This window comes from Paenirhizobium selenitireducens ATCC BAA-1503, from assembly GCF_000518785.1.
Taxonomy (GTDB): Bacteria; Pseudomonadota; Alphaproteobacteria; order Rhizobiales; family Rhizobiaceae; genus Allorhizobium; species Allorhizobium selenitireducens.
In genome coordinates this window covers 37176-57416 of record NZ_JAEG01000020.1, presented here as the reverse complement: position 1 = coordinate 57416, position 20241 = coordinate 37176, and the positions used below count along the sequence as shown (strand labels likewise).

At 61.7% G+C, this 20241-nt stretch carries 14 protein-coding genes; 8 read left to right on the top strand and 6 right to left on the bottom strand.

Going from position 1 to position 20241, the window contains the following annotated elements:
• Window positions 1–393: 393 nt before the first annotated feature.
• Window positions 394–639, top strand: coding sequence for a hypothetical protein (locus L867_RS0119910; RefSeq protein ID WP_028738486.1), 246 nt, complete (start codon window positions 394–396; stop codon window positions 637–639).
• Window positions 640–997: 358 nt separating this feature from the next.
• Here L867_RS0119910 and L867_RS0119905 read toward each other — a convergent pair whose 3' ends face one another.
• The 3 genes from L867_RS0119905 to L867_RS26595 form a co-directional block, all read right to left on the bottom strand.
• Window positions 998–3145: a xanthine dehydrogenase family protein molybdopterin-binding subunit gene (locus L867_RS0119905; protein ID WP_028738485.1), complete on the bottom strand. Its 2148-nt coding sequence runs from the start codon at window positions 3143–3145 to the stop codon at window positions 998–1000.
• Window positions 3146–3155: 10 nt separating this feature from the next.
• Window positions 3156–3605 (bottom strand): (2Fe-2S)-binding protein, encoded by a 450-nt coding sequence (locus L867_RS0119900; RefSeq protein WP_028738484.1) that lies wholly within the window; start codon window positions 3603–3605, stop codon window positions 3156–3158.
• A 394-nt stretch (window positions 3606–3999) separates the two neighbouring features.
• Window positions 4000–4710, bottom strand: a complete 711-nt coding sequence (locus L867_RS26595) for a helix-turn-helix domain-containing protein (RefSeq protein WP_051439123.1) — start codon at window positions 4708–4710, stop codon at window positions 4000–4002.
• A 243-nt stretch (window positions 4711–4953) separates the two neighbouring features.
• Here L867_RS26595 and L867_RS0119890 point away from each other — a divergent pair, with 243 nt between their 5' ends.
• The 4 genes from L867_RS0119890 to L867_RS27140 all read left to right on the top strand — a co-directional run bounded on the left by L867_RS0119890 (window position 4954) and on the right by L867_RS27140 (window position 11408).
• Window positions 4954–5679 carry an SDR family NAD(P)-dependent oxidoreductase gene (locus L867_RS0119890; RefSeq protein WP_232363979.1) on the top strand — a complete coding sequence of 242 codons (726 nt, stop codon included), beginning with the start codon at window positions 4954–4956 and terminating at the stop codon, window positions 5677–5679.
• A gap of 161 nt (window positions 5680–5840) precedes the next feature.
• Window positions 5841–8681, top strand: coding sequence for an ATP-binding protein (locus L867_RS25875; RefSeq protein ID WP_037174023.1), 2841 nt, complete (start codon window positions 5841–5843; stop codon window positions 8679–8681).
• A gap of 158 nt (window positions 8682–8839) precedes the next feature.
• A complete protein-coding gene (locus L867_RS0119880) occupies window positions 8840–10165 on the top strand; it encodes an MFS transporter (RefSeq protein ID WP_028738482.1) in 1326 nt (441 codons plus the stop codon).
• Window positions 10166–10751: 586 nt separating this feature from the next.
• Window positions 10752–11408 carry a helix-turn-helix domain-containing protein gene (locus tag L867_RS27140; protein WP_169734107.1) on the top strand — a complete coding sequence of 219 codons (657 nt, stop codon included), beginning with the start codon at window positions 10752–10754 and terminating at the stop codon, window positions 11406–11408.
• A gap of 471 nt (window positions 11409–11879) precedes the next feature.
• Here the strand turns inward: L867_RS27140 and L867_RS0119870 are convergent, their stop codons facing one another.
• Window positions 11880–12710: an alpha/beta fold hydrolase gene (locus L867_RS0119870; RefSeq protein WP_028738481.1), complete on the bottom strand. Its 831-nt coding sequence runs from the start codon at window positions 12708–12710 to the stop codon at window positions 11880–11882.
• 571 nt (window positions 12711–13281) lie between these two features.
• Here L867_RS0119870 and L867_RS25865 point away from each other — a divergent pair.
• The 3 genes from L867_RS25865 (at window position 13282) to L867_RS27135 (ending at window position 16150) form a co-directional block, all read left to right on the top strand.
• Entirely contained in the window at window positions 13282–14715 is a 1434-nt protein-coding gene (locus L867_RS25865) for an aldehyde dehydrogenase family protein (RefSeq protein ID WP_051439119.1), read from the top strand.
• A 68-nt stretch (window positions 14716–14783) separates the two neighbouring features.
• The gene (locus tag L867_RS0119855) at window positions 14784–15254 is read left to right on the top strand and encodes a nuclear transport factor 2 family protein (protein WP_028738480.1); all 471 of its coding nucleotides are present in this window, start codon (window positions 14784–14786) and stop codon (window positions 15252–15254) included.
• Between the two features lie 173 nt (window positions 15255–15427).
• Window positions 15428–16150, top strand: a complete 723-nt coding sequence (locus L867_RS27135) for an alpha/beta fold hydrolase (RefSeq protein WP_084638655.1) — start codon at window positions 15428–15430, stop codon at window positions 16148–16150.
• Here L867_RS27135 and L867_RS25860 read toward each other — a convergent pair.
• A complete protein-coding gene (locus L867_RS25860) occupies window positions 16098–18998 on the bottom strand; it encodes an ATP-binding protein (RefSeq protein ID WP_169734106.1) in 2901 nt (966 codons plus the stop codon). The genes L867_RS27135 and L867_RS25860 overlap by 53 nt on opposite strands.
• 172 nt (window positions 18999–19170) lie before the next feature.
• A complete protein-coding gene (locus tag L867_RS0119840; protein WP_028738478.1) occupies window positions 19171–20130 on the bottom strand; it encodes an MBL fold metallo-hydrolase in 960 nt (319 codons plus the stop codon).
• Between the last annotated feature and the right edge of the window lie 111 nt (window positions 20131–20241).

The window sequence follows — 20241 nt, the reverse complement described above, 5'->3', positions numbered from 1 at the left end:
ATGACGACGTGGCATCACGACAGTGATGCCACGAGCTGTGTCTCGGTCCAGCTTCGAAGCTGCAACTGTTCATGGGCGCATTGACCATCCACGGGGCAGTCAGACCATTGCATCGCAGAGCGGTATTGAAGGTCTGCGTCCGCCATTGTCCGATGGCGCAACAAGGACGTTCATGAAAGCCCACCGGCGCCTTGCGGAGCGCACGGCAGGCCGGGGTACTGACCGGCGCGGGCCCTGCTGTCCGGTTAGGGGCAGATCGCGGCTGCGCAGAGCGGATATGCGAGGATCAGACAAATCATGCAAACATGCTCCAATCCTCAAATTACAAAATAGCCCAGTCTTGTCTTCAAGCATCGGGAACGGTTCCCGCTGCTGTTGACAAGGAGAAAGATCATGAAAGCCATTATCGGAGTACTCGCATTCCTCAACCTTCTCGCCGTGCCGGCATTTGCCCTCGAGCCGGTTCCCGGCAGCATCACCTACGGCGCCGGCCCGACCACGGGCCTCTCCAAGGCGCCGGTGGGTTCGCCGGTTCACCACCTGCTGATGCATGACGGTAACGAATACAGTGAAATCTACTTGGTTCAGTCTGACGGCAGCCTGAAGCTGGTTAACCGCACCAGGCTTGGTAATCACTGACTGTTCTCGACCGCGGCGCGATACGGCATCGAAGCCTGCGCACCAGGGTCAAGATCGATCGGGGTTTCCTTCCAACCTCGCTTCGGGCTATGCCCGTAGCGAGGTTTTCTGCTTTGAGGGATCCGCAGGCTGATCCCTGACCGAGACTCGCAGCGAGCCACGGATGACAGGTCTGATGCCCTTCCTGTTGTGCGGGTATTGGCGTTCGAACAGGCCGGCTGCCGCGCGCTTAGCGCGCGTCCGGACGCCGGGCACTTCGTCGGCGCCGCGATTTCAATGAAACGGAGCGAGGGAGAGGCGAGCGCGGCATGAGTGGCTTGGAGGCCGGCCGGCTCGCTCCACGTCTTGGGGGTGACGCTCAGGTCAGGGCTTTTGCCAGGGGCAGTGTGCGTATGCGTTTTCCTGTGGCGGAAAAGATCGCGTTTGCCAGCGCTCCGGCGGCGGATGCCGTCGCGGTTTCGCCGATGCCGCCGGGCGGTTCGTTGTTGCGGATCTGGTGGACCTCGATCTTCGGCGCCTCGTCGATGCGCAGCATCCGGTAGCTGTCGAAATTGCTCTGGTCGACCGCGCCATCCGTCAGGGTGATCTCGTTATGCAGCGCCGCGCTGAGGCCGAAGATCGCGCCGCCCTCCATCTGTGCCCGCACCGTGTCGGGGTTGACCGTGCTGCCGCAGTCGACCGCGATGACGGACCGCAGCAGCCTGATATCGCCCCGCGCCGTCACCTCGACGGCGACGATATGCGCCAGATAGGTGCCGAAGGCGAATTGCAGGCTGATACCTCTGCCCTGGCCGAGCGGGAGCGGGGTCGACCAGCCGGCCTTGGCCGCCGCCAGTTCCAGCACGGCCAGGGCTCGCGGATTCCTGGTCAGCAAGCCACGGCGAAAGTCCAGGGGGGCCTTGCCCGTCGCCTGCGCCATTTCGTCGATGAAGCTCTCGATGACGAAGAGATTATGCGTGGGGCCGACGCCCCGCCACCAGCTGGTGTTGACGCCATCGGGCTCGTTTCGTGCGAAGTCGACATGCACGACGTCCTCGTCATAGGGCGTCCTTTCCGCGCAGTCGACGGCATCGGGATCGACCCCGTTGATGAAGCCGGCGGGTGCCCAGCGCGCAAAAATGGAAGAGCCGGTCACCCGGTGGGTGCGTCCGAGCAGTTTTCCCTCGCTGTCGAGCCCGACGGCGACCCGGTCATAGTAATAAGGCCGGCAATAGTCGTGGGTCATGTCCTCCTCGCGGGTCCATACCATCTTCACCGGATATCGGATGTCTTTCACCAGCAGGGCGGCGATCTCGATGAAATCGACCTCGAGGCGGCGGCCGAAGGCGCCGCCCATGAGTTGATTATGCAGGGTGACGTTCTCGATCGCGAGGCCGGTCACGTCGGCGACCGCCTTCTGCGCGCGGACGGGAGCCTGGGTTCCCACCCAGACGTCCGCCTTGTCGTCCCGGATATGCAGGATGCAGCTGAGGGGTTCGAGCGCGGAATGCGACAAGAACGGCGACTGGTAGACCGCCGACAGCTTGATCGGCGCGGCCTCGATGGCGGCTTGCGCGTCCTTTTCCTTTCGCACAACAACCGCCGCGCCATTCGAGGCATGCTCCATTGCCTCGACGATCGTCTCGACCGAGACCCGCCCGTTGGCTCCGCTGTCCCATCGAATGGCGAGCGCCTCGATACCCTTGATCGCCGCCCACATATGCTCGGCGATCACGGCCACGGCGAAATCCCCGGCCTGCACGATATCGATGACGCCTTCGACGGCCTTTGCCGCCGCCCGGTCCAGGGAGGCGATCCTGCCGCCCTTCACCGGGGCGCTCGCCAATGTCGCGACCTTCATACCGGGAACCAGGACATCGATGCCGTAGAGAGCGGAGCCATCGACCTTTGCCGGTGTGTCCAGGCGCCTTACGGGTGAACCGATGATCTTGAACTGCGCGGCGGGCTTCAGCGGAATCTCGACCGGAAGCGGCAGTTCCGCCGCCTCGGCGGCAATGTCGCCATAGCTTACTGAGCGGCCGGACGGGTCGTGATGGATGATGCCCTTTTCGGTGCGGCAGGCCGAAGCATCCACCTTCCACCGCGCCGCGGCGGTCGTGACGAGCATGAGCCTTGCGACGGCTCCGGCTTCGCGCAGGCGCATCCAGTCCGTCCTAGTCGATGTCGAGCCGCCGGTCGCCTGGTCGTAGAGAATGGGGTCCATGAATCGGTCGATGTCCGGCGGAGCCGGTTCGACCCTGATCTGGTCGAGGTCGACATCGAGCTCCTCGGCCACAAGCATGGCGCTGGAGGTGTGGATGCCCTGGCCAAATTCGGTATGGGGCATGATCAGGGTAATCCCGCGATCGTCGATCCGGACGAAGGCATTCGGCGCGAAGGCGCCCGCGCTCTCCTTGGCCCGGGATGCGCCTGCTGTCTTTGGCACCTGCACGGCCAGCATGAGCCCGGTCGTTGCCAATGCCGTGCCCTTGAGGAAATTGCGGCGTGAAGAGAGGTTCCTGATCATCATCGTCTCCTCACCTGGCGGCCGCGTGAATGGCGTCGCGGATGCGGACATAGGTCCCGCAGCGACAGATGTTACCGGCCATCGCCGCATCGATATCGGCGTCGCTGGGCTGCGGATATGCGTTCAAAAGCGCGGTGGCCGACATGATCTGTCCCGACTGGCAATAGCCGCATTGGGGAACGTCCTTCTCGATCCATGCGGCCTGCACCTTCGCGCCGTTGGGTGAACCGGCCACGCCCTCGATCGTGATGATCTCGTCCTCGCCGATCATGTCGAGCGTGGTCTGGCAGGCGCGAATGGCCATCCCGTTGAGATGAACGGTGCAGGCGCCGCATTGCGCGATGCCGCATCCGTATTTGGTGCCGGTCAGAGCAAGGACGTCCCTCAGGATCCACAGGAGCGGCATGTCCTCGGGCACATCGACCTCGTGCGTCACGCCATTGACGGTCAGTCTCGTCATATTCGGTTTCTCCAGGCTGTGGTGCGAAAGGGGGCGGGTGATCGGGTTGCCACGCGCCGGCAGGTTAAGGCTTTGGTTCGGTCTTCATCCCGGGCATCGTGGCTGTGACCCATGATGATGGCGCGTGACCATTTGAAACTGCCGTCAACGGGCCGTTCCGCCTTTATGCGTGGACCTTTCCGATCTGCCGGGTATTCGTATCCGGCGAGCTTGCTCGAACGGCCCCCGTCCACGCCCTGTCGTCGCGGATTGGTCCTGCTCTGCCATACCTGTGGTTGGAGGACGCTGCATTTGGCCGACGGCGCGTCGCCCCTGACGGCCTCACCTCCAGTATGAACGGACCCCGAGATTGCGGCGACAGTGGCTGCCAGGATCACGAGGGTCGAGGCGCTCCTCACCCCTCGGCTCCACGGCGTATGGGGCAAGGAGCCGACTGGGTGGAACGCGGATGCGGTTGCATGGGGCCGACAGGCGGCGAGACCTGTGGCGCCGCTTTGGCGGACCCTCGTGGCCGAAGTGCCAGGACCTTTCCAAGGGGAGACATTTCCGCATGCCGTTGCGGGACGTCCGGATGGACTGTACGCCGCGGCGTCGCATATTCCGTGCTGGCCACTCCTGAACGTGCCGGATTGAGAGACGCGATCACCGCAATATGCAATTGGCGCCGGCGCCAGGTCAGCGGTGTGACGCCCACCAGGCGCTTGAACACGTTGGACAGATGTGACTGGTCGCAGAGGCCGCAGGCCAGCGCAACCTGGCAGAGCGGCTCGTCCGTGGTGGCAAGCAGCCGCTTTGCAGCGTCGATGCGCCGCGAAAGGATGAAGTTGTATGGCGACTGGCCGACGGAAATCCTGAAACATTTGGAGAACCGGCTACTGCTGAGCCGGACCAGACCGCCGAGATCGCAGACCCGGATGCGCTTTTCGATGTTCTCGTCGATAAAGCGCGCTACCTTGGTTACCTGCCAGCCGGATAGTCCGAATTCGGGCTTTTCCGCAGGTCTCGCTCGTTGACGGACTTCAGCTTCCGCCGCCCCCGGGTCAAGCCAAACAATTTTCCCGGCGGAAGATCCGTGAAACGGAATCAGCGTGATGGTCGTCGGCATCGCTATATCCTCGCTCTCTGCATGAGGATGAGAGTGCGACACAGGCTGCCGTGAAGCGAGTTAACTGGTGTTAGGAGTTGTTAGGACGCATGGCCCTGAATCGGTCCTTGTCATGTCACGATCTTGCAAGATTGTCCGCCACCACCGGACGAAGCATTTACCCGATGCAGGCGACTCAACGCCGCGCAGGGGAGGCGTGACTTGGATATTAAGCGTAACAGCGCAGGGCCCCTGAAAGGCAGGGTGGTATTGTTGACCAATGTCGATCGCGGCGTCGGGCCGGCCACCGCACGCACACTTGCACGGAAGGGCGCCGCCCTCGCGTTGACGGTTGCAGGCGCTACGGCAGAACCGTCATTCGTCGAAGAGCTGCGCGCTGCCGGCAGCACGGTTGCCATGTTTCGGTCGCCGGCGCGGCTGAACTGCACCGAAGCCACGCATCTGCTGCGCTCGGTCATGGCGGAGTTCGGTCAACTGGACATCGTGATCGCCAATGCGCAGCTCCGGCTTCAATGGCAGGTCGATGACATCGCGCAGGACGAGGAGGCCATCGACGAGCAATTCTACGTCAATGTCATGGGAACAATTTCGCTGATCCGCGCCACCGCAAGGTTGATTGGCAACGGCGGCCGGATCATAGCGATAGGGGCCAGTGTGGCCGACCGGGTCGGCACCCCGGGCCTTGCCGATTTCGCCGCAACCCAAGCGGCGATCGTGGCTTATTGCAAAGGTGTCGCGCACGACCTTGGCCCCCGCGGTGTCACGGTGAACGTTGTGCAACTGGGGCCAATGGAGGTCGATCAGTTGGCGGCGCCCGACAATCTCGTTGCGGCGGAGCGGGCTTCCACTGTTCTCAAGCGGCTTGGCCGGTCGGACGAGGCGGCAAATGCGATTGTCTTCCTAGCCGGGCCGGGAGCATCCTTCATCACCGGCAGCGTGCTGGACGTCGATGGCGGATACAATGCGTGACCTTGGGTCCCGTCCGGCGCCTCGGCGTCTACATTAGGATATTTCAATATTGTGGGTAGAGTTGACAATGAACAAAGCCCCGTCAGAAGTCTGATACGAGTTCCCCGTCGCGGATAGCGACGTCGTCGGATCGGCAGGTAACAGAAGGATGAGGCGGAGGAATGCGACAGGCCTACGCATTCGATCATTTTCTGCTCTTCGTTGCGGAACGCCGTCTTGAAAAGGACGGGCGCGCCATGCCGCTTGGCAGCCGGGCATTCGATCTGCTGGTCGCGCTTGCGGAAAATGCCGGGCAGGTCGTTGGCAAGGAGGACCTGCTGGCCCGCGCATGGCCGGACCTGACCGTCGATGAAGGCAGTCTGCGCTATCACATCAGCGGTTTGCGCAAGGTGCTCGGATGCGGGGAAGGCAATGCGCGCTACATCGCCAACGTGCCCGGGCGCGGCTATTGTCTGGTTGCCCCCACCAAGGTCATCGCGCCGCAGCGCGCACGCTCGAAGCCGTCTCCCGAGCGCAGCGCCGGCTTGCTTCCCCGCCGGTTGGACCGGATGGTCGGGCGCGATGAGGATATCCGCAAAATTGCGGACCAGCTTGTCCCGCATCGATTTGTAACCATCCACGGTCCGGGCGGAATCGGCAAGACCACGGTCGCCGTTGCGGTCGCCAATCAGATGCTCGAAGCCTTTGAGGGCTCTGTATATTTCCTCGACCTGGCGCTTCTCGAGGATTCGACATTCGTCGCCAGCGCCGTGGCTTCGACCCTCGGCATCATTCTGCAGTCGAATGATCCGACGGCCGAGATTGTCGACTTTCTGCGCGAGCGTCGGGCACTGATCGTATTTGATAGCTGCGAACACGTGATCGGGACTCTCGCGCCCCTGGCGGAGCGGATTTATCTGGATGCTCCAGGCGCCAGCATCCTTGCGACCAGCCGGGAGCGCCTGCGGGTCGAGGGCGAGCACGTCATCCTCCTGCCCACCTTGGACCACCCTCCCGAAGAGACCGCGATGACCGCATCGCAACTGCTCAGCTTTTCCGCGACTCGGCTCCTTGCCGAACGCGCGGCGGCCCATGGCTATGATGCGGAACTCTCCGATGCCGATGCCGGGATCATGGCGGAGATCTGCCGCAAGCTCGATGGCATGGCGCTCGCCATCGAGCTGGTCGCCAGCCGGGTTGCAACGCATGGTCTTCAGGAGACCGCCGCGCTGGTCGATGGACGATTCCGATTGCTTTGGCAGGGAAGGCGCACCGCCCCGCCTCGCCACCAAACCCTGGCGGCGATGATCGACTGGAGCTACGAGCTGATTTATGAGGCGGAGCAAGTGGTGTTCCGTCGGCTGGCGATCTTCGTCGGACCATTCGTCCACGCGTCGGCCGCCGCCGTGGTCTCCGACCGAATGCTGGGGCCGGACCGCGTGGTTGAGGCCATCGAGGGGCTGGCGGCAAAATCGCTTATCACCATTGCCCGCAGTGGTGACTTCACGGAGTATCGGCTGCTCGACACCACAAGGGAATATGCCTTTACCAAGCTGGTCGAGGCCGGTGAATTGGAGCAGATGGCCAAGAGCCACGCCGTCCACATGCTGACCACGCTTGAGCAGGCGAACGCGTCACCGCTGACTGAGCCGGTCGAACTGTTGAAGCAGACCAAGCAATTTCTGGCACGGGAAGCGAATTCGGCATTGCGCTGGGCCTTTTCCGATCAGGGAGATAGGACCGTCGCGAACAGGCTGGCGGCCGGAATGGGCAATGTCTTCATCGAGTTTTCGCTGTTGAGTGAATGTCGGCGCTGGACGGAAAAGGCGCTCCAGGTCCTTGATGACGGCAGCCGTTCCAGCAAGGTCGAGATGGAGCTCGACGCGGCGCTCGGTCATGCGCTGACTTTCACGGAGGGCAATTCCGACAAGGCCATGAGTGCCCTGATACGCGCCCTGGATGTCGCCCGACGACTCGACGACCATCGCAGCCAGTTCCGGCTGCTGAGTCGCCTCCACATGCTATATCGCCGCATGGCAAGATATGATCAGCTGGAGCCGCTTTCCAAACAGGCGGAGGCTCTGGCCGACCGGATCGGGGAGCCCGCCGGAAAGGCAGCCGCGCACAATCTTCTCGGTGTCGCGTTTCATCTGGCCGGCAACCAAAAGGCTGCCCGCCACCATCTGGAAACGGCGCTGTCGATGGCAGAGTTCCGCCGAATCAAGCCTGGCCATTTCGCCTTTCACCGCAATCCCAACATAGCGCTTTCGCGATGCCTGTGGCTTCAGGGATATCCGGACCAGGCCATCGCGGCAGCAAGACCTCTCGGGACCGAGGGCGCTGCGCCGGACGCCGTGACCTATTGCATCGGATTGATATGGAGCGCCTCCGTGTTCGAGTGGGTCGGGGACTGGGATGGTGTCGAAGACCTTGCGGAGCGGCTACGCTTTCATGCGCTGCGCCATTCGCTGCGGCCATACCAGGCCGTCGGTCAAGGCATGGCGGGCCAATCTTTGATCAGGACCGGGGATTTAGACAAAGGTGTCGCGATGTTGCGAAGCGCCATCGGTGTGCTGCGGCAGGATCGCTATGAAATCTATATTCCGCAGCTTGCGGCGACCTTGGCGAAGGCGCTTTCCGACTGCGGCCTGGCGGACGAAGCATGTCAGGTGATCGATGACACGCTGAAGGGAGTCTTCGCCAATGGCGGCGCCCTCGAGGCGCCGGAATTGTTGCGGGTTCGCGGTGAGGTGCAGCATGCGCAAGGCAATGACTTGATCGCCCGCGCCAGCTTTCTCGATTCCATATCGCTCGCCGACAGCCAGGGCGCCCCGGCTTGGCGCCTTCGCGCGGAAACGGGCTTGGCGAGGACCCATCGGAACCAGGAAGGCGCGAAGAACGCGAGAATGAGGTTGGAGCATCTCTATGCGCAGTTCACCGAGGGCTTCCACACTGCTGACATGGTGACGGCGGCAGAATTGCTGGCCGAGATGACAGAAGCCGGAGAGGCGAAGGCATCGTGACGGGTTGCTGAACACAGTTCTCCGACCAAGGCGGCATTCCACCCCGGTTACGGATGCCGCAACCATTGCGAGGACGTATCACGAGACACTTGCGGTTCATTGCCATTGTCCGTATTTCGCGATTGGGATAGCGTTCCCATAAGCATATGGGGGCTGCAATGGAGAAGAGCACGACAGGGCTACCGGGTCTTCTAACGCTGTCCGGCATTGGAGGCGCGCTCGAGTTTTTCGACTTCGTGATCTTCCTCTTTCTCGCCCCGGTCATCAGCAAGAATTTCTTTCCGCCCGACATGCCGGAGTGGCTGGCCGACGTGCAGGCGCTTGGTATTTTTGCGACCGGCTATATCTTTCGCCCGGTCGGCGGCCTGGTCATGGCCCACTTCGGCGACCTCTCGGGTCGCAAGCGGGTCTTTCTGTTTTCAATTCTGCTGATGGCGTTTGCGACCATCGCTATCGCATTGATCCCGAGCTATGCAACAGCGGGCTGGATGGCACCTCTTCTGCTGGTTCTATTGCGCATCGTCCAAGGCGCCGCAATCGGGGGCGAGGCGCCGGGTGCTTGGACGTTCATCGCCGAACACGTTCCCGCGCGTCATCTGGGGCTCGCCTGCAGTTTCATGAGTTCCTCCCTGATTGTCGGCGTATTCATGGCCTCGGTGGTCACCATGGTGGCAAACAGCTATTTCTCTCTCGAGGCAATGCTGGATTATGGCTGGCGCGTCCCGTTTGTGGTTGCGGGTGTCTTGGGGCTCTTGGGGGCGTTCTTGCGGCGCTGGCTGAGCGAAACGCCGGTCTTCCTGAGGGCAAGGGAGGAGCGTGCCCTTGCAAAGTCGCTTCCCATCGCAATCGTGTTGCGCAGCCACTGGGAGGCTATTTCCATCTCCGTCGTTTCGACCTGGATTCTCTCGGCGGTCGTCATTGTCACGACGCTCATGACGCCGCTGATCCTGCAAAAGCACTATGGCTTCGATCCCCAGACCGCGTTAGCCGTGTCTGCCTTCGGAACGCCCTGTGTTTTTGCCGGCGCTCTTGCCGCAGGCTATCTTGCCGACAGGATCGGGCTGGGCAAATACTACATGCTGGCAAGCCTGCCGTTCGCTGCAACCACTTTTCTATTCTATTCCCAAGTGACCCCGGCAAGCGGGAATGTCTATCTCCTTTATGGTATTGCCTCGTTTTTCAAGGGCATGGTCGGGCTGGTCCCTTGCTTCATGGTCCGGGCCTTTCCCAGCAGTGTCCGGTTCACCGGCATTTCACTAGCCTACAACATCACCTTCGCATTTTTCGGCGGGCTGACGCCCGTGCTCATTGGGGCGCTTCTGCCCACTGCGCCTTTTATCCACATGCACTATCTGCTGTTGGTTGCGCTCGGCGCGTGTTTGCTGGGAGTGTATGCTTCTCTCCGGCCAACCGCGGTGCGCTTCCGAGCCGGACGCGAGGAAGGTTCCCTCGTCCGGCAAGAAGATACGGTGTTCGAACGCTGAGGCACACGACCGCCCTTGCGAGCCAAGTCGCCGATCTTCCGGCACAGTGTAAGCCGGCTGGCAGTTCGCGGCATCGAAATGGTAGCTTCTTGCAATCAGGCGCAGTGCGGATCTTCTAATCTGTATTTGTTCAAGAGAACGGGTTGGCGTTTCCCCCTCCGCCAACTGCGATGCGATCCCCCTGCCGGTTCGCATCGAGGACCGCGGATGCCGCCCAATCCGCGATCCATTGCGTCAGCTGCCTTCCGCATCCCCTCCGGTGGAAGGCAGCTGACCGCTCTTCCCCGCATCTGCCAAGGCGGGCCGGAAGCCGGCGCACACACCCTCAGAACGCGCGAGCCCGTTCCTTCCTGCCGAAGGTTCCCGTGCTTGTGGCACGTCTCCCAACCGGCGCCTGCCAAGCGATGTCGGCGAAGCAATGCGTGCCGGGCCGGTTGGGAAAAACACCATTAAACAGCGCAGAACAGGGGCATCGTTGTTTCACGAAGCCTCGCATCACTTAACTCGTTCACAGCACGGGCTCGCCGCACAATCTCACTGCGATCAGGCGATCTTGCTTGTCGCATCTACCCAAAAGGTGAGCGAGATGTCGCGAATTCTCGATATGCAAAATGATCCTGTCCGCAGCTTTGAACCTGACCGCGTGCTCATGATTGGCCACCCGCCTGGCCTCAACGGGCGGCTTTCGACCCTCTCCGCACGAGAGCTGAGAAACGTCGTCGAGCGACTGCTGAACGGGCGCCAGATGCCGGCTCAGGAACAGGAGGTCGATGAGGGATGGGAGGTCGTTGGAGCGTCGCCTGGCGCTGGCGCTGGCCGGCCTGGTGGACGGCCAATCGCGGTGGGGGGGCTGGCAACCTGGCAGATCACCAAGGTCCAGGCTCATGTCCGACACAATCTGGCAAATGAACTTCGGGTCGAGGATCTCGCAGCCCTGTGCCGTTTGAGCACCAGCCAGTTTCACCGGAGCTTCAAGCAAAGCATCAACATGACCCCCTACGCCTATATCTTGCGGGAGCGAATGCGGTTGGCCTGCGAACTGCTGCGGGAGACAGACCTGCCTTTGAGCCATATCGCGCTGGACTGCGGCATGTCGGATCAGTCGCATCTGTCCAATGTCTTCCGGCGCCATATCGGCGCCACGCCCTTCAAGTGGCGGCGCCAATACCGTCGCGCCTCGGATACAGGCACGGTGGAGGCCCGCAGTCCGCGCGCGTCGCCGCCCCAACTCAGCCTGGTCTGATGCGGTTTCCGCACCTTGAACCGGGTGCGGAGACTCCGCTTGCCGCGCCCGAAAATTGGGCTTCTTCACGGGATTGGAATGGGTACGGACGAGGCTGCCCACTGGGGAGAAGGCTTCCATCCATCGCCAGCCTTGCGGTCATGGCGTCGCCAACGTTGAGCCTAAGATTGCTCGGGCTCTCGACATAGAGCACGAGAGTCAAGCGGGGCGATAGGGGTTCGCTTGTTGCGCGCCGGTCCCGGGACCAACAGACATTCCGGACAGGGCGAGCACGGACACGTGGCGGAACGCGGGATGGCGTAGGATCTCGGCTGGTCGTATCGGCCGAGATCCTACGCCAGAACTCTTCGCATCATGGAACAATTTGCCGCGTTGTCAGTGCGGATTTCTCGGTACGCGCCTCCACACGCGGCTGGTCTTGTTGCGGCGCGGCCGATCACCGGGGTGGGATCGGCCGCGCCACGAAATGTGTCAGGCCTTAAAGAAGGCCAGCATGTCCTTGTTCAGCACATCGGCATGGGTTGTGAGCATGCCGTGTGGATAGCCGTCGTAGACTTTCAGCGAACCGTTCTTGAGTAACTTGACTGCCAGCCGTGCGGAATTGTCGATGGGCACGATCTGGTCGTCATCGCCATGCATCACCAGGGTGGGGACTTCAATTTTCTTGAGATCCTCGGTGAAGTCCGTCTCGGAGAACGCCTTGATGCCGTCATAGTGCGCCTTGGCGCCGCCGATCATGCCCTGGCGCCACCAGTTTTGGATCGAACCCTGGGAGACGATGGCGTTCGGCCGGTTGAAGCCGAAGAACGGACCAGATGCGACGTCGAGATAGAATTGCGCACGGTTGGCGGCGAGCGCCGTGCGGAGCCCGTCGAACACCTCGATCGGCTGGCCACCCGGATTGGCTTGCGTCCTCAGCATGATCGGCGGCACGGCGGCGACGATCACCAGCTTGGCGACGCGATCCTTGCCGTGCCGGGCGACATAGGCCACGGCCTCGCCGCCGCCGGTCGAATGGCCGACATGGATGGCGTTGCGCAGGTCGAGATGCGCGGTGAGCGCGGCGACATCGGCCGCATAGTGATCCATGTCGTGGCCTTCGCTCACCTGGGTCGAACGGCCATGACCGCGCCGGTCGTGCGCGATCACCCGATATCCCTTCTGCACGAAGAAGAGCATCTGCGCGTCCCAGTCGTCGGACGACAGCGGCCAGCCGTGATGAAACACGATGGGCTGTCCCGAGCCCCAGTCTTTGTAGAAGATTTCGACGCCGTCATTCGTACGGATAGAGTTCTCGGTCATGGGCAGGGCTCCTGGGTTTGATTTTGTCGGGCGTTTCTCGGCCGCAAAGACCGGTGCGGCCATCGCCAGCGAAAGGGAGGCTCCCGCGACAAGTGTCTGTCTGCGTGAGAGGTGGGGGAAGGTTCGTTCTGTCATCCGCAAATCCGTTCGGTTAGATTTTACTCGTTGCGATGTCGAGCCATCGGACGGATGCGAACGTAGCGGGGCTGAGGCGGGCGTTATTGCAACTTTCTTGCGTCCCCGGGCGTGGTGCCGCTGCGAGAAGCGTGGAAACCTTGCGGGTAATCTCGCTCGTCTGCAGTCTGGCGGCCGTTTGGGCTTCGGAGGGCAACCTATCTGGTGGCTTTCCCTTCACCCGAATTCACGCGGATTCACTTCAATCTACACGCCTGGAAATCGTTTCTAACCTACGGTGATGAAGACCGCATTGCGGCCGACATGTGGTCCGCGGCGCCTCTTGCGCAGGCGACACGACGTGCCCGCTTGGCCGGATTTCGACAGTTCGACCTTGGTGTTGATCCGGAAATGCAATGAGGCCTGTTCGTTCCTCAGCTTGAAGAGACTGGTGAAAATGTTGACCTACAAGCATAATTTCATCGGCGGCGAGCGCGTTCATCCGCGAAGCGAGACCTTATGCGAGGTTCGGTCGGCGCATGGGAATGAACCTCTTGGGCTCGTGCCGCTGGCGTCGCATGCCGATGTCGATCTGGCGGTCGCCATATCGCGACGGGCGTTCGATATTGGCCTGTGGTCCCATGCCGGCCAGGTCGCGCGTGGTGCGATCGTCTCGCGTTTCCGCAGCCTTTATGCCGGCGTTGCCCATGAGATAGCCGACCTGGTGAGCGAGCAGAACGGCATAACGGTGCATTTCAACCGCTTCCTGACCGGTGGGCTGTTGCGCGAATGCGAAGCGCATCTGGCCGAAGCGTCGGATCTTGCTCGGCACGAACCCGTTGCCGGCACGGCAGGATCGGGCACCCTGCGCGGCTGGCACCCAGTCGGAGTCGTCGCGATCATCGTACCCTGGAACGCTCCTCAGCAAGTTGCCTTCTCATGGTTGCTCCCGGCCTTGCTGGCAGGTTGCGTCGCCATTCTGGTGCTTCCGCCCGAGACGGCACTTGATGGTCAGAGGCTCGGCGATCTTCTGGAGGAGGCGGGTCTGTGGAAAGGCGTGCTAAGCATACTGGTCGCGGACCCCGCCATAACGGAATATCTTGCTGCCCATCGTGACGTCGACACCGTTGTATTTGCTGGCTCGGGCGCAGCAGCCATGCGGATCGCATCGATTTCGGCCGGACCGCTCAAGAATGTCTTCCTGGATATTCAGGGGCGCTCGACCGGTATCGTGCTGCCGGACGCGGATCTCGGAACCACGGTAGAGGGGCTTAGATATGGAAGCCTGTCGGCGAACGGAATGTGGAAAAGCAACCAGACCTGCCTGCTCACTCCACGGCACCGTCACGTTGAGTTCACGGAGGCGCTGGTTGCGATGGTCAGCGAGTTGCGGATCGGCGATCCCCTTGATCCCTTGAGCTTTATCGGGCCTTCGCCCTCCCTGGCACACAGACAGGTGCTCCAAGAGTTTATCGAGCTCGGTCTGCGGGAGGGGGCTTCTCTCGCCTATGGCGGCCGACATGTCCCCCGGAATGACGGCGGTGGCAACTATATGACGCCGGCGATCTTTGCGCATGCCACCAACGAGATGTCGATCACGCGCAGGGAAATCCTTGGCCCGGTAATCACCGTTCTCTCCTATGCTGATATAGATGATGCCATTCGACTGGCGAACGACAACCGGCATCGGCTGTCGAGCTGCGTGTGGACCTCGGACGAGGATCTCGGGGTCGCGGTCGCCGAACGGATCAATGCACCCACCGTCGCCATCAACGGTGCTTGGAGCGAGGAATCCGAACGCCCGCGCAATGCCATGAGATTCGGCTCGGCGAATGTCCTTGGGACAACGCCGCTCCAGAACTTTCTCAACCCCCGAACGATCAGCTTCTAGCGGCGGTTCATCGTCAGAGCGCCCCGATCCTTTAATCCCCGCAACAAAAAGAAGGCGAGGAAAGTATCATGACAGAACAGCGCCCACCCCTGCCGCCGTTTGACGAAGCAAGCGCGGCTCAGAAAGTGCGGGCCGCGGAGGATGGCTGGAACAGCCGGAATCCCGAGCGTGTCGCGTTGGCCTACAGTATCGACAGCCGCTGGCGGAATCGGGCGGAATTCCTCACAGGTCGAAGCGAGGTCGTGTCCTTCCTCACCCGGAAGTGGGCAAAGGAGTTGGAGTATCGGCTGATCAAGGAGCTTTGGGCCTGGAGCGGCAACCGGATAGCCGTGCGCTTTGCCTATGAGTGGCGCGACGACTCCGGCAGCTGGTTCCGGTCCTACGGCAACGAGAACTGGCAATTCGATCCGAATGGATTGATGACCGATCGCTTCGCCTGCATCAACGACCGGCCGATCAATGAAGCCGACAGGCTGTTTCATTGGCAACTCGGTCATCGCCCCGACGACCATCCGTCGCTCAGCGAGCTTGGCCTCTAAGCCAGAACCAAAACGGTTCGGAGTCGACTGCCTAGGATCATCCAAGTGCGGTCGCTCCTGCCAACTGCGTGGTGCCGTAACGACTCTACCGCCGCCATAACACCTGTCGCTCCGTGTCCCCTCTATCACATCCCGGAGATCTTCGACGGTCTGACCCGCAAAAGAGGTATCCAATGAGATTTGTACTTGTCCACGGCGCCTGGCACTTCGGCGAGCTATGGGAGCCTGTTCGGGGTTATCTCGAGGCGGCCGGGCATGAAGTCCATACGCCTACTGCCGGGGGGCTGCGCGCCGGCGATGACATGGATGTTGATTTGCGGGGATCCGTAGCTCCCATCGCCGCCTATATCCGGGAGCATGACCTGACCAATTGTGTTCTCGTCGGGCATAGCTGGGGCGGCTATCTCATTTCGCGCATCGCGATCGACCTGCCGGAGCGGCTCCGACGCCTGGTCTATTTCGCCGCCTATGTCCCCCGACATGGAAACTCGCTCGCCGATGAATTGCCTCCGCATTTGCGCTCCGCGCTCGGCGCCCTTGCCGAGCAGGCCGGAGACGGGTCTGTCGTTATCCCGTTCCACATGTGGCGAGAACACTTCTTCAGTGACGGGACGATCGAGCATGCGTGGGAAATCTATGAAAAACTCAGGCCGCAGCCGTATCGCACGTTGGTGGACAAGGCGGACATGACCGGCTGGGAGCGGGTGCCCCCAGCATTCAGCTATATCAACCCCTCGGAGGATAATGATATTCCGCAGGGCGAATGGGCGCGTCATCCCAGGCTTTCGAGCCGCTTGGGCGTCTTCCGGTTGGTTGGAATGCCAGGTAGTCACGAGGTGCTTCTCACGAATCCTGAACTGACGGCCCAGAAATTAATCGAAGCGGGGCGGGAATAGCCGCGGGGGGCGAATGGCTGCGCAGCATATCGTGAGCGACAGTGACGAAGACGCTGCCTTTCTCAGGGAAACGCGAGCAGATTTCGGCGAGCTCCCGGCCGGGCATTCGCTTCAGCCCGACGAGCTCGATTGCGGCGCGCAATTCCTGGTGGAGCGCGGCCTGTGTCCGGGCGACCTCCAAAGCGCGGGCATAGAATGCCGCGGCTTCCTCGGCTTCGCCACCGCTGCCGCGTCGCACCACGTCCCCTGCCACAAGCAGCAGTTCCGGCAGGTCGCAATGGCCGCCCGTCGCCTCGGCCATCTGCAGGGCAGAGTGGACTGCAGTGTTCGCGGCGGCCAAATCGCCGCGCAGACAAAGGCCCCTGGCCATCGCGCCCAGAAATGCCGGCGTGAGGATATGGTGCTCCTCGGACTGCAGGGAGGCCAGCGCGCGGCTAAGCTCCGCGATACCTTCGTCTATCTCGCCGGTTGCGATTTTCAGCTGACCGGACAAGCCTATGCCTACCATCTGGTATGGCGCGAGGGCATGATTTTCCGCATGGATGATCAGGCGGTCGATACGTCTTGCGGCCGCCGCATGGTTCTGGCTCCAGAGGGCCTCAGTCGCGGTGTAGATGAGAGCGATACAGATCGTCACTGAATGCCGACGCCGATCGGCCTCCGCGATCGCGCGTTCGGACATCGCCGTTGCGCTCTTCGGATAGCCCCGGAGCCATAAGGTGCGGCACAGGACGATCATCGCCCTGACGCGGTGGTCATACCCGAAGAAGTCAACATCGGTGGGGGACGCCGCCGGTGCCCGTTCCATGCCGCGCTCGGTCAAGAGCTGCGCCTTGCGCTGATCCCCCATGAGGTGGTGGACACAGCCAATCATCCAGTCAGCCATGGCCAGAGCCGATGCGGTTCCTTTCGCGGTGCTGGTGACTGCGCATTGCTGCGCGCCTTCAAGCGCGGACTGATAGTCTCCCGTCCGCGTCAGGAAAATGTTCTCGCCTGCCAATAGATGGAGCTGGTGGTCGATCATGTTCAGCGAGCCTGCAAGTTCAAGCCCCCGGTGGATGGACTGCCGGACGACAGCGTGGTTTCCCCGGGTAAACATTGAGGCGATCGCCAGAGCTTCCTGCAACGCCAGTTCCACAGCAGGCCCAAGCTCCGCATCAGCAATCTCCGCAAGCGCCGCCTTGCACCAGGTCTCACATTCTCCGAGCAGACCCTGCGCCAGGAACAGCGGGGCCGATGCAGCTGCAAGCTTTACGAACAAGGCAGCGTCTTGTCCGAGATGGCGTCCGGACCATTCCAGCGCCGCTCGCACGTCTGCCGTATAGGAGAGGTACTTCGTCAGGTCGCGGCCGCTGAATATCGAGGTTCCGATCGCCTCGGATTCGAGGCATTCGAGCCAGTAGAGTGCATGACGCCGGCAGAGTCCGTCCAGTCGGCCGCTTTCGCAGAGCTTCTGGCCGGCGTAGATCGAAGTGGTGTCGAGGAGCTTGAAAAGAACCGGCGACGTCTGTGTCGATACCCAGACGAGCGATTTATCGACTAGGCTGGTCAGGGAATTTGCAACTGCCAGCCGGTCACTGTCGGGATCCGCGGCCACGGCCTGCGCCGCCTTGAGGGTAAAAGGCCCGGCGAAGACGGAGAGATACTGCAGTACATCTCGATCCCGTTCTGCCAAGAGATCATAGCTCCAGTTTAGCATCGCCTCGAGTGTCTGGTGACGCGCCGGTGCGTTGCGCCTTCCCTTCCAGAGCAGCTTTTGATGCTCCTCGAAGAGGTCGTAGGTGCCTTCCAGGCCGAAGGTCCCGACGCGACTTGCTACAAGTTCGATGGCGAGTGCATTGCCGTCAAGTCGCCGACACATCCTCGCGATTAACCTGACATCTTCAGGCTGCAAGGGCTCACGAAATCCCCCGGTCGAGGCCTTGTCCAGGAATAGCTGTACGGATGGATATGCCATCGCTTCAGCGATGGTGAGGCCTGCATGGTTTCCAGGAACCTCCAGCGGTTCCAGAAAATAGACCTGTTCGTGGCCAACCCTGAGCGCTTCACGGCTGGTGGCAAGCAGATAAAGGTCCGTACAGTCCCGAAAGATATTCTCGCAGATGTGCGCAACGATATCGATGAGATGCTCGCAATTATCGAGGATAAGCAAGGTCTTGTGGCGGGAGAGGTGGGCTGCGAGATTGTCGCCGAGCTGGGACGGTGCGGCCGGCGCCCCTGCAGCACTTGCGATCGTCTGCAGAACAAGTCCGGGATCACGTATTTCGCCGAGATCGATGAATAGGGTCGTGTCGTGAAAATGCTCGAGAAGCTCGTGGGCAATCGAAACCGCGACCGTCGTCTTGCCGATACCACCGGAGCCGACGATGGTGACGAATTTCTGCGACAAAAGCAGATCACAAAGCTCGTCGATCGTTTCCTTCCGCCCGAAAACCCTGGGCGCCTTGGTGGGTAGGGTGCGTCGTTTGGCCAGCGTGGCACGTTCCTGGGAAGTGGGCAGCTCGCCGGAGGGTTTCGTGTCTCTCGACCATTGGACGGGCGCAACGAAGCAATAGCCGCGGCCGACCAGGTTCTCTATGTAGCGCACCCCCTCCTGGCCATCGCCGAGAATCTTGCGAAGGCTGGAGAGATGGACGCGAAGGTTTGATTCCTCCACCGTCAGACCCGTCCAAACGCGCTCCAGCAAATCCCGATGCGTCAGAACCTGACTGTGGTTTTGGACGAGGGCCACGAGAATATCGAATGCACGGGTGCCCACTACGACCGGGGCACCGTCGCGCAGCAGCAGGCGCTGTGCCGGCAGGAGCCGGAACGACCCGAAGCTGGCAATCTGGTTGGCGTCGTTCACCAAGTGACTTCTCTTCAATCGTCGGAAGCGGCAAGGCCGCGATTCGTCATGTTAGAGGCGCAGAGCTTCGGTCGCCTTCAAGGCCGTGCCGAAACCGTCTGGACTGGGCGTCCCGCCGAGACCCCAACGGGGCTCGGCGGGACTGCTCATCTTGCGGACGGGAGACGGGCGTTCAGACGCCGGCATAGGTCAGGCGGGTGAAGAATGCCGGATCGATGACGAACTTGCCCCATTTGTCGTCGAAAGCCGCGGTCGGCCGCGCCGCGACCACCTCGTCGAGCGAATGTCCTTTGCTCTTCAGCGATGCGACCTTGTCTCGGATTGCCGATAGCATGTCGAGACTCTCGATCAGATGTGCCCGGGTGGAGACCGGACCGTGACCCGGGACGATAATTGTCTTGTTCGTGCTCGCCGCGATATTCGCCTCGGCTGCCTTGATCATCCCGTCGATGCTGCCGCCGGTTGAATAGTCGATGAACGGATAGACGCCGTTCCAATAGGTATCGCCGGTGTGAAGAATGTCCGCCTCGGCGAATTTCACGGAGATATCGCCATCCGTGTGAGACGGGCCGTAATATTGAAGCGCCAGCGTGTCGCCGTTGAGTCTCAGCGAGTGGCTGTCTTCCATCACCTCGGTCGGGATTGCCCCGGACGGGGAAGGGGCGAAATCATAGTCCCAATCCTCCACCCGCTGCGCCGACGAAAGATGCGTGCGGGTGTTCTTGTGGGCGAGGATATGGGCACCTTCGCTATGGATCCATTCGTTGCCGTCGGCATGGTCGAAGTGCCAGTGGGTATTGATCAGTGTCGAGATCGGCTGAGGACCGAGACTGTCGAGCGCGGCCTTCACCTGGACGCGCGATACAGCGATGCCGGCGTCGACCAGAACCTTGCCGTCAGGACCGTTCAGAACCGCGATGTTTCCGCCGGAACCTTCCAGCATGGACACGTTGCCACGCAGCTTGTGGATGGTGATGGGCGCCGTCGCGGCGGACCCCTTGATCATGTCGACGATGCCGTTCGCCTTGGCGAAGACTTCGCGCGGCGTCAGCCAGCCGGTGGCTGAAAACGTCGTCGTTGCGATGCAGCAGAGACAGAAGTTCCTGCGGGAAAGAGCGTGGGTCATCCGAATTGGTTCCTTTCAGCGTGATGGACAGGGTCGACGTCTGGCGCCAGTGTTGAAGGCAGCGGCTTTCCCTCCTGGCAAACACTGCTCTGGATGCAGGACATCTCCCACTTCTCC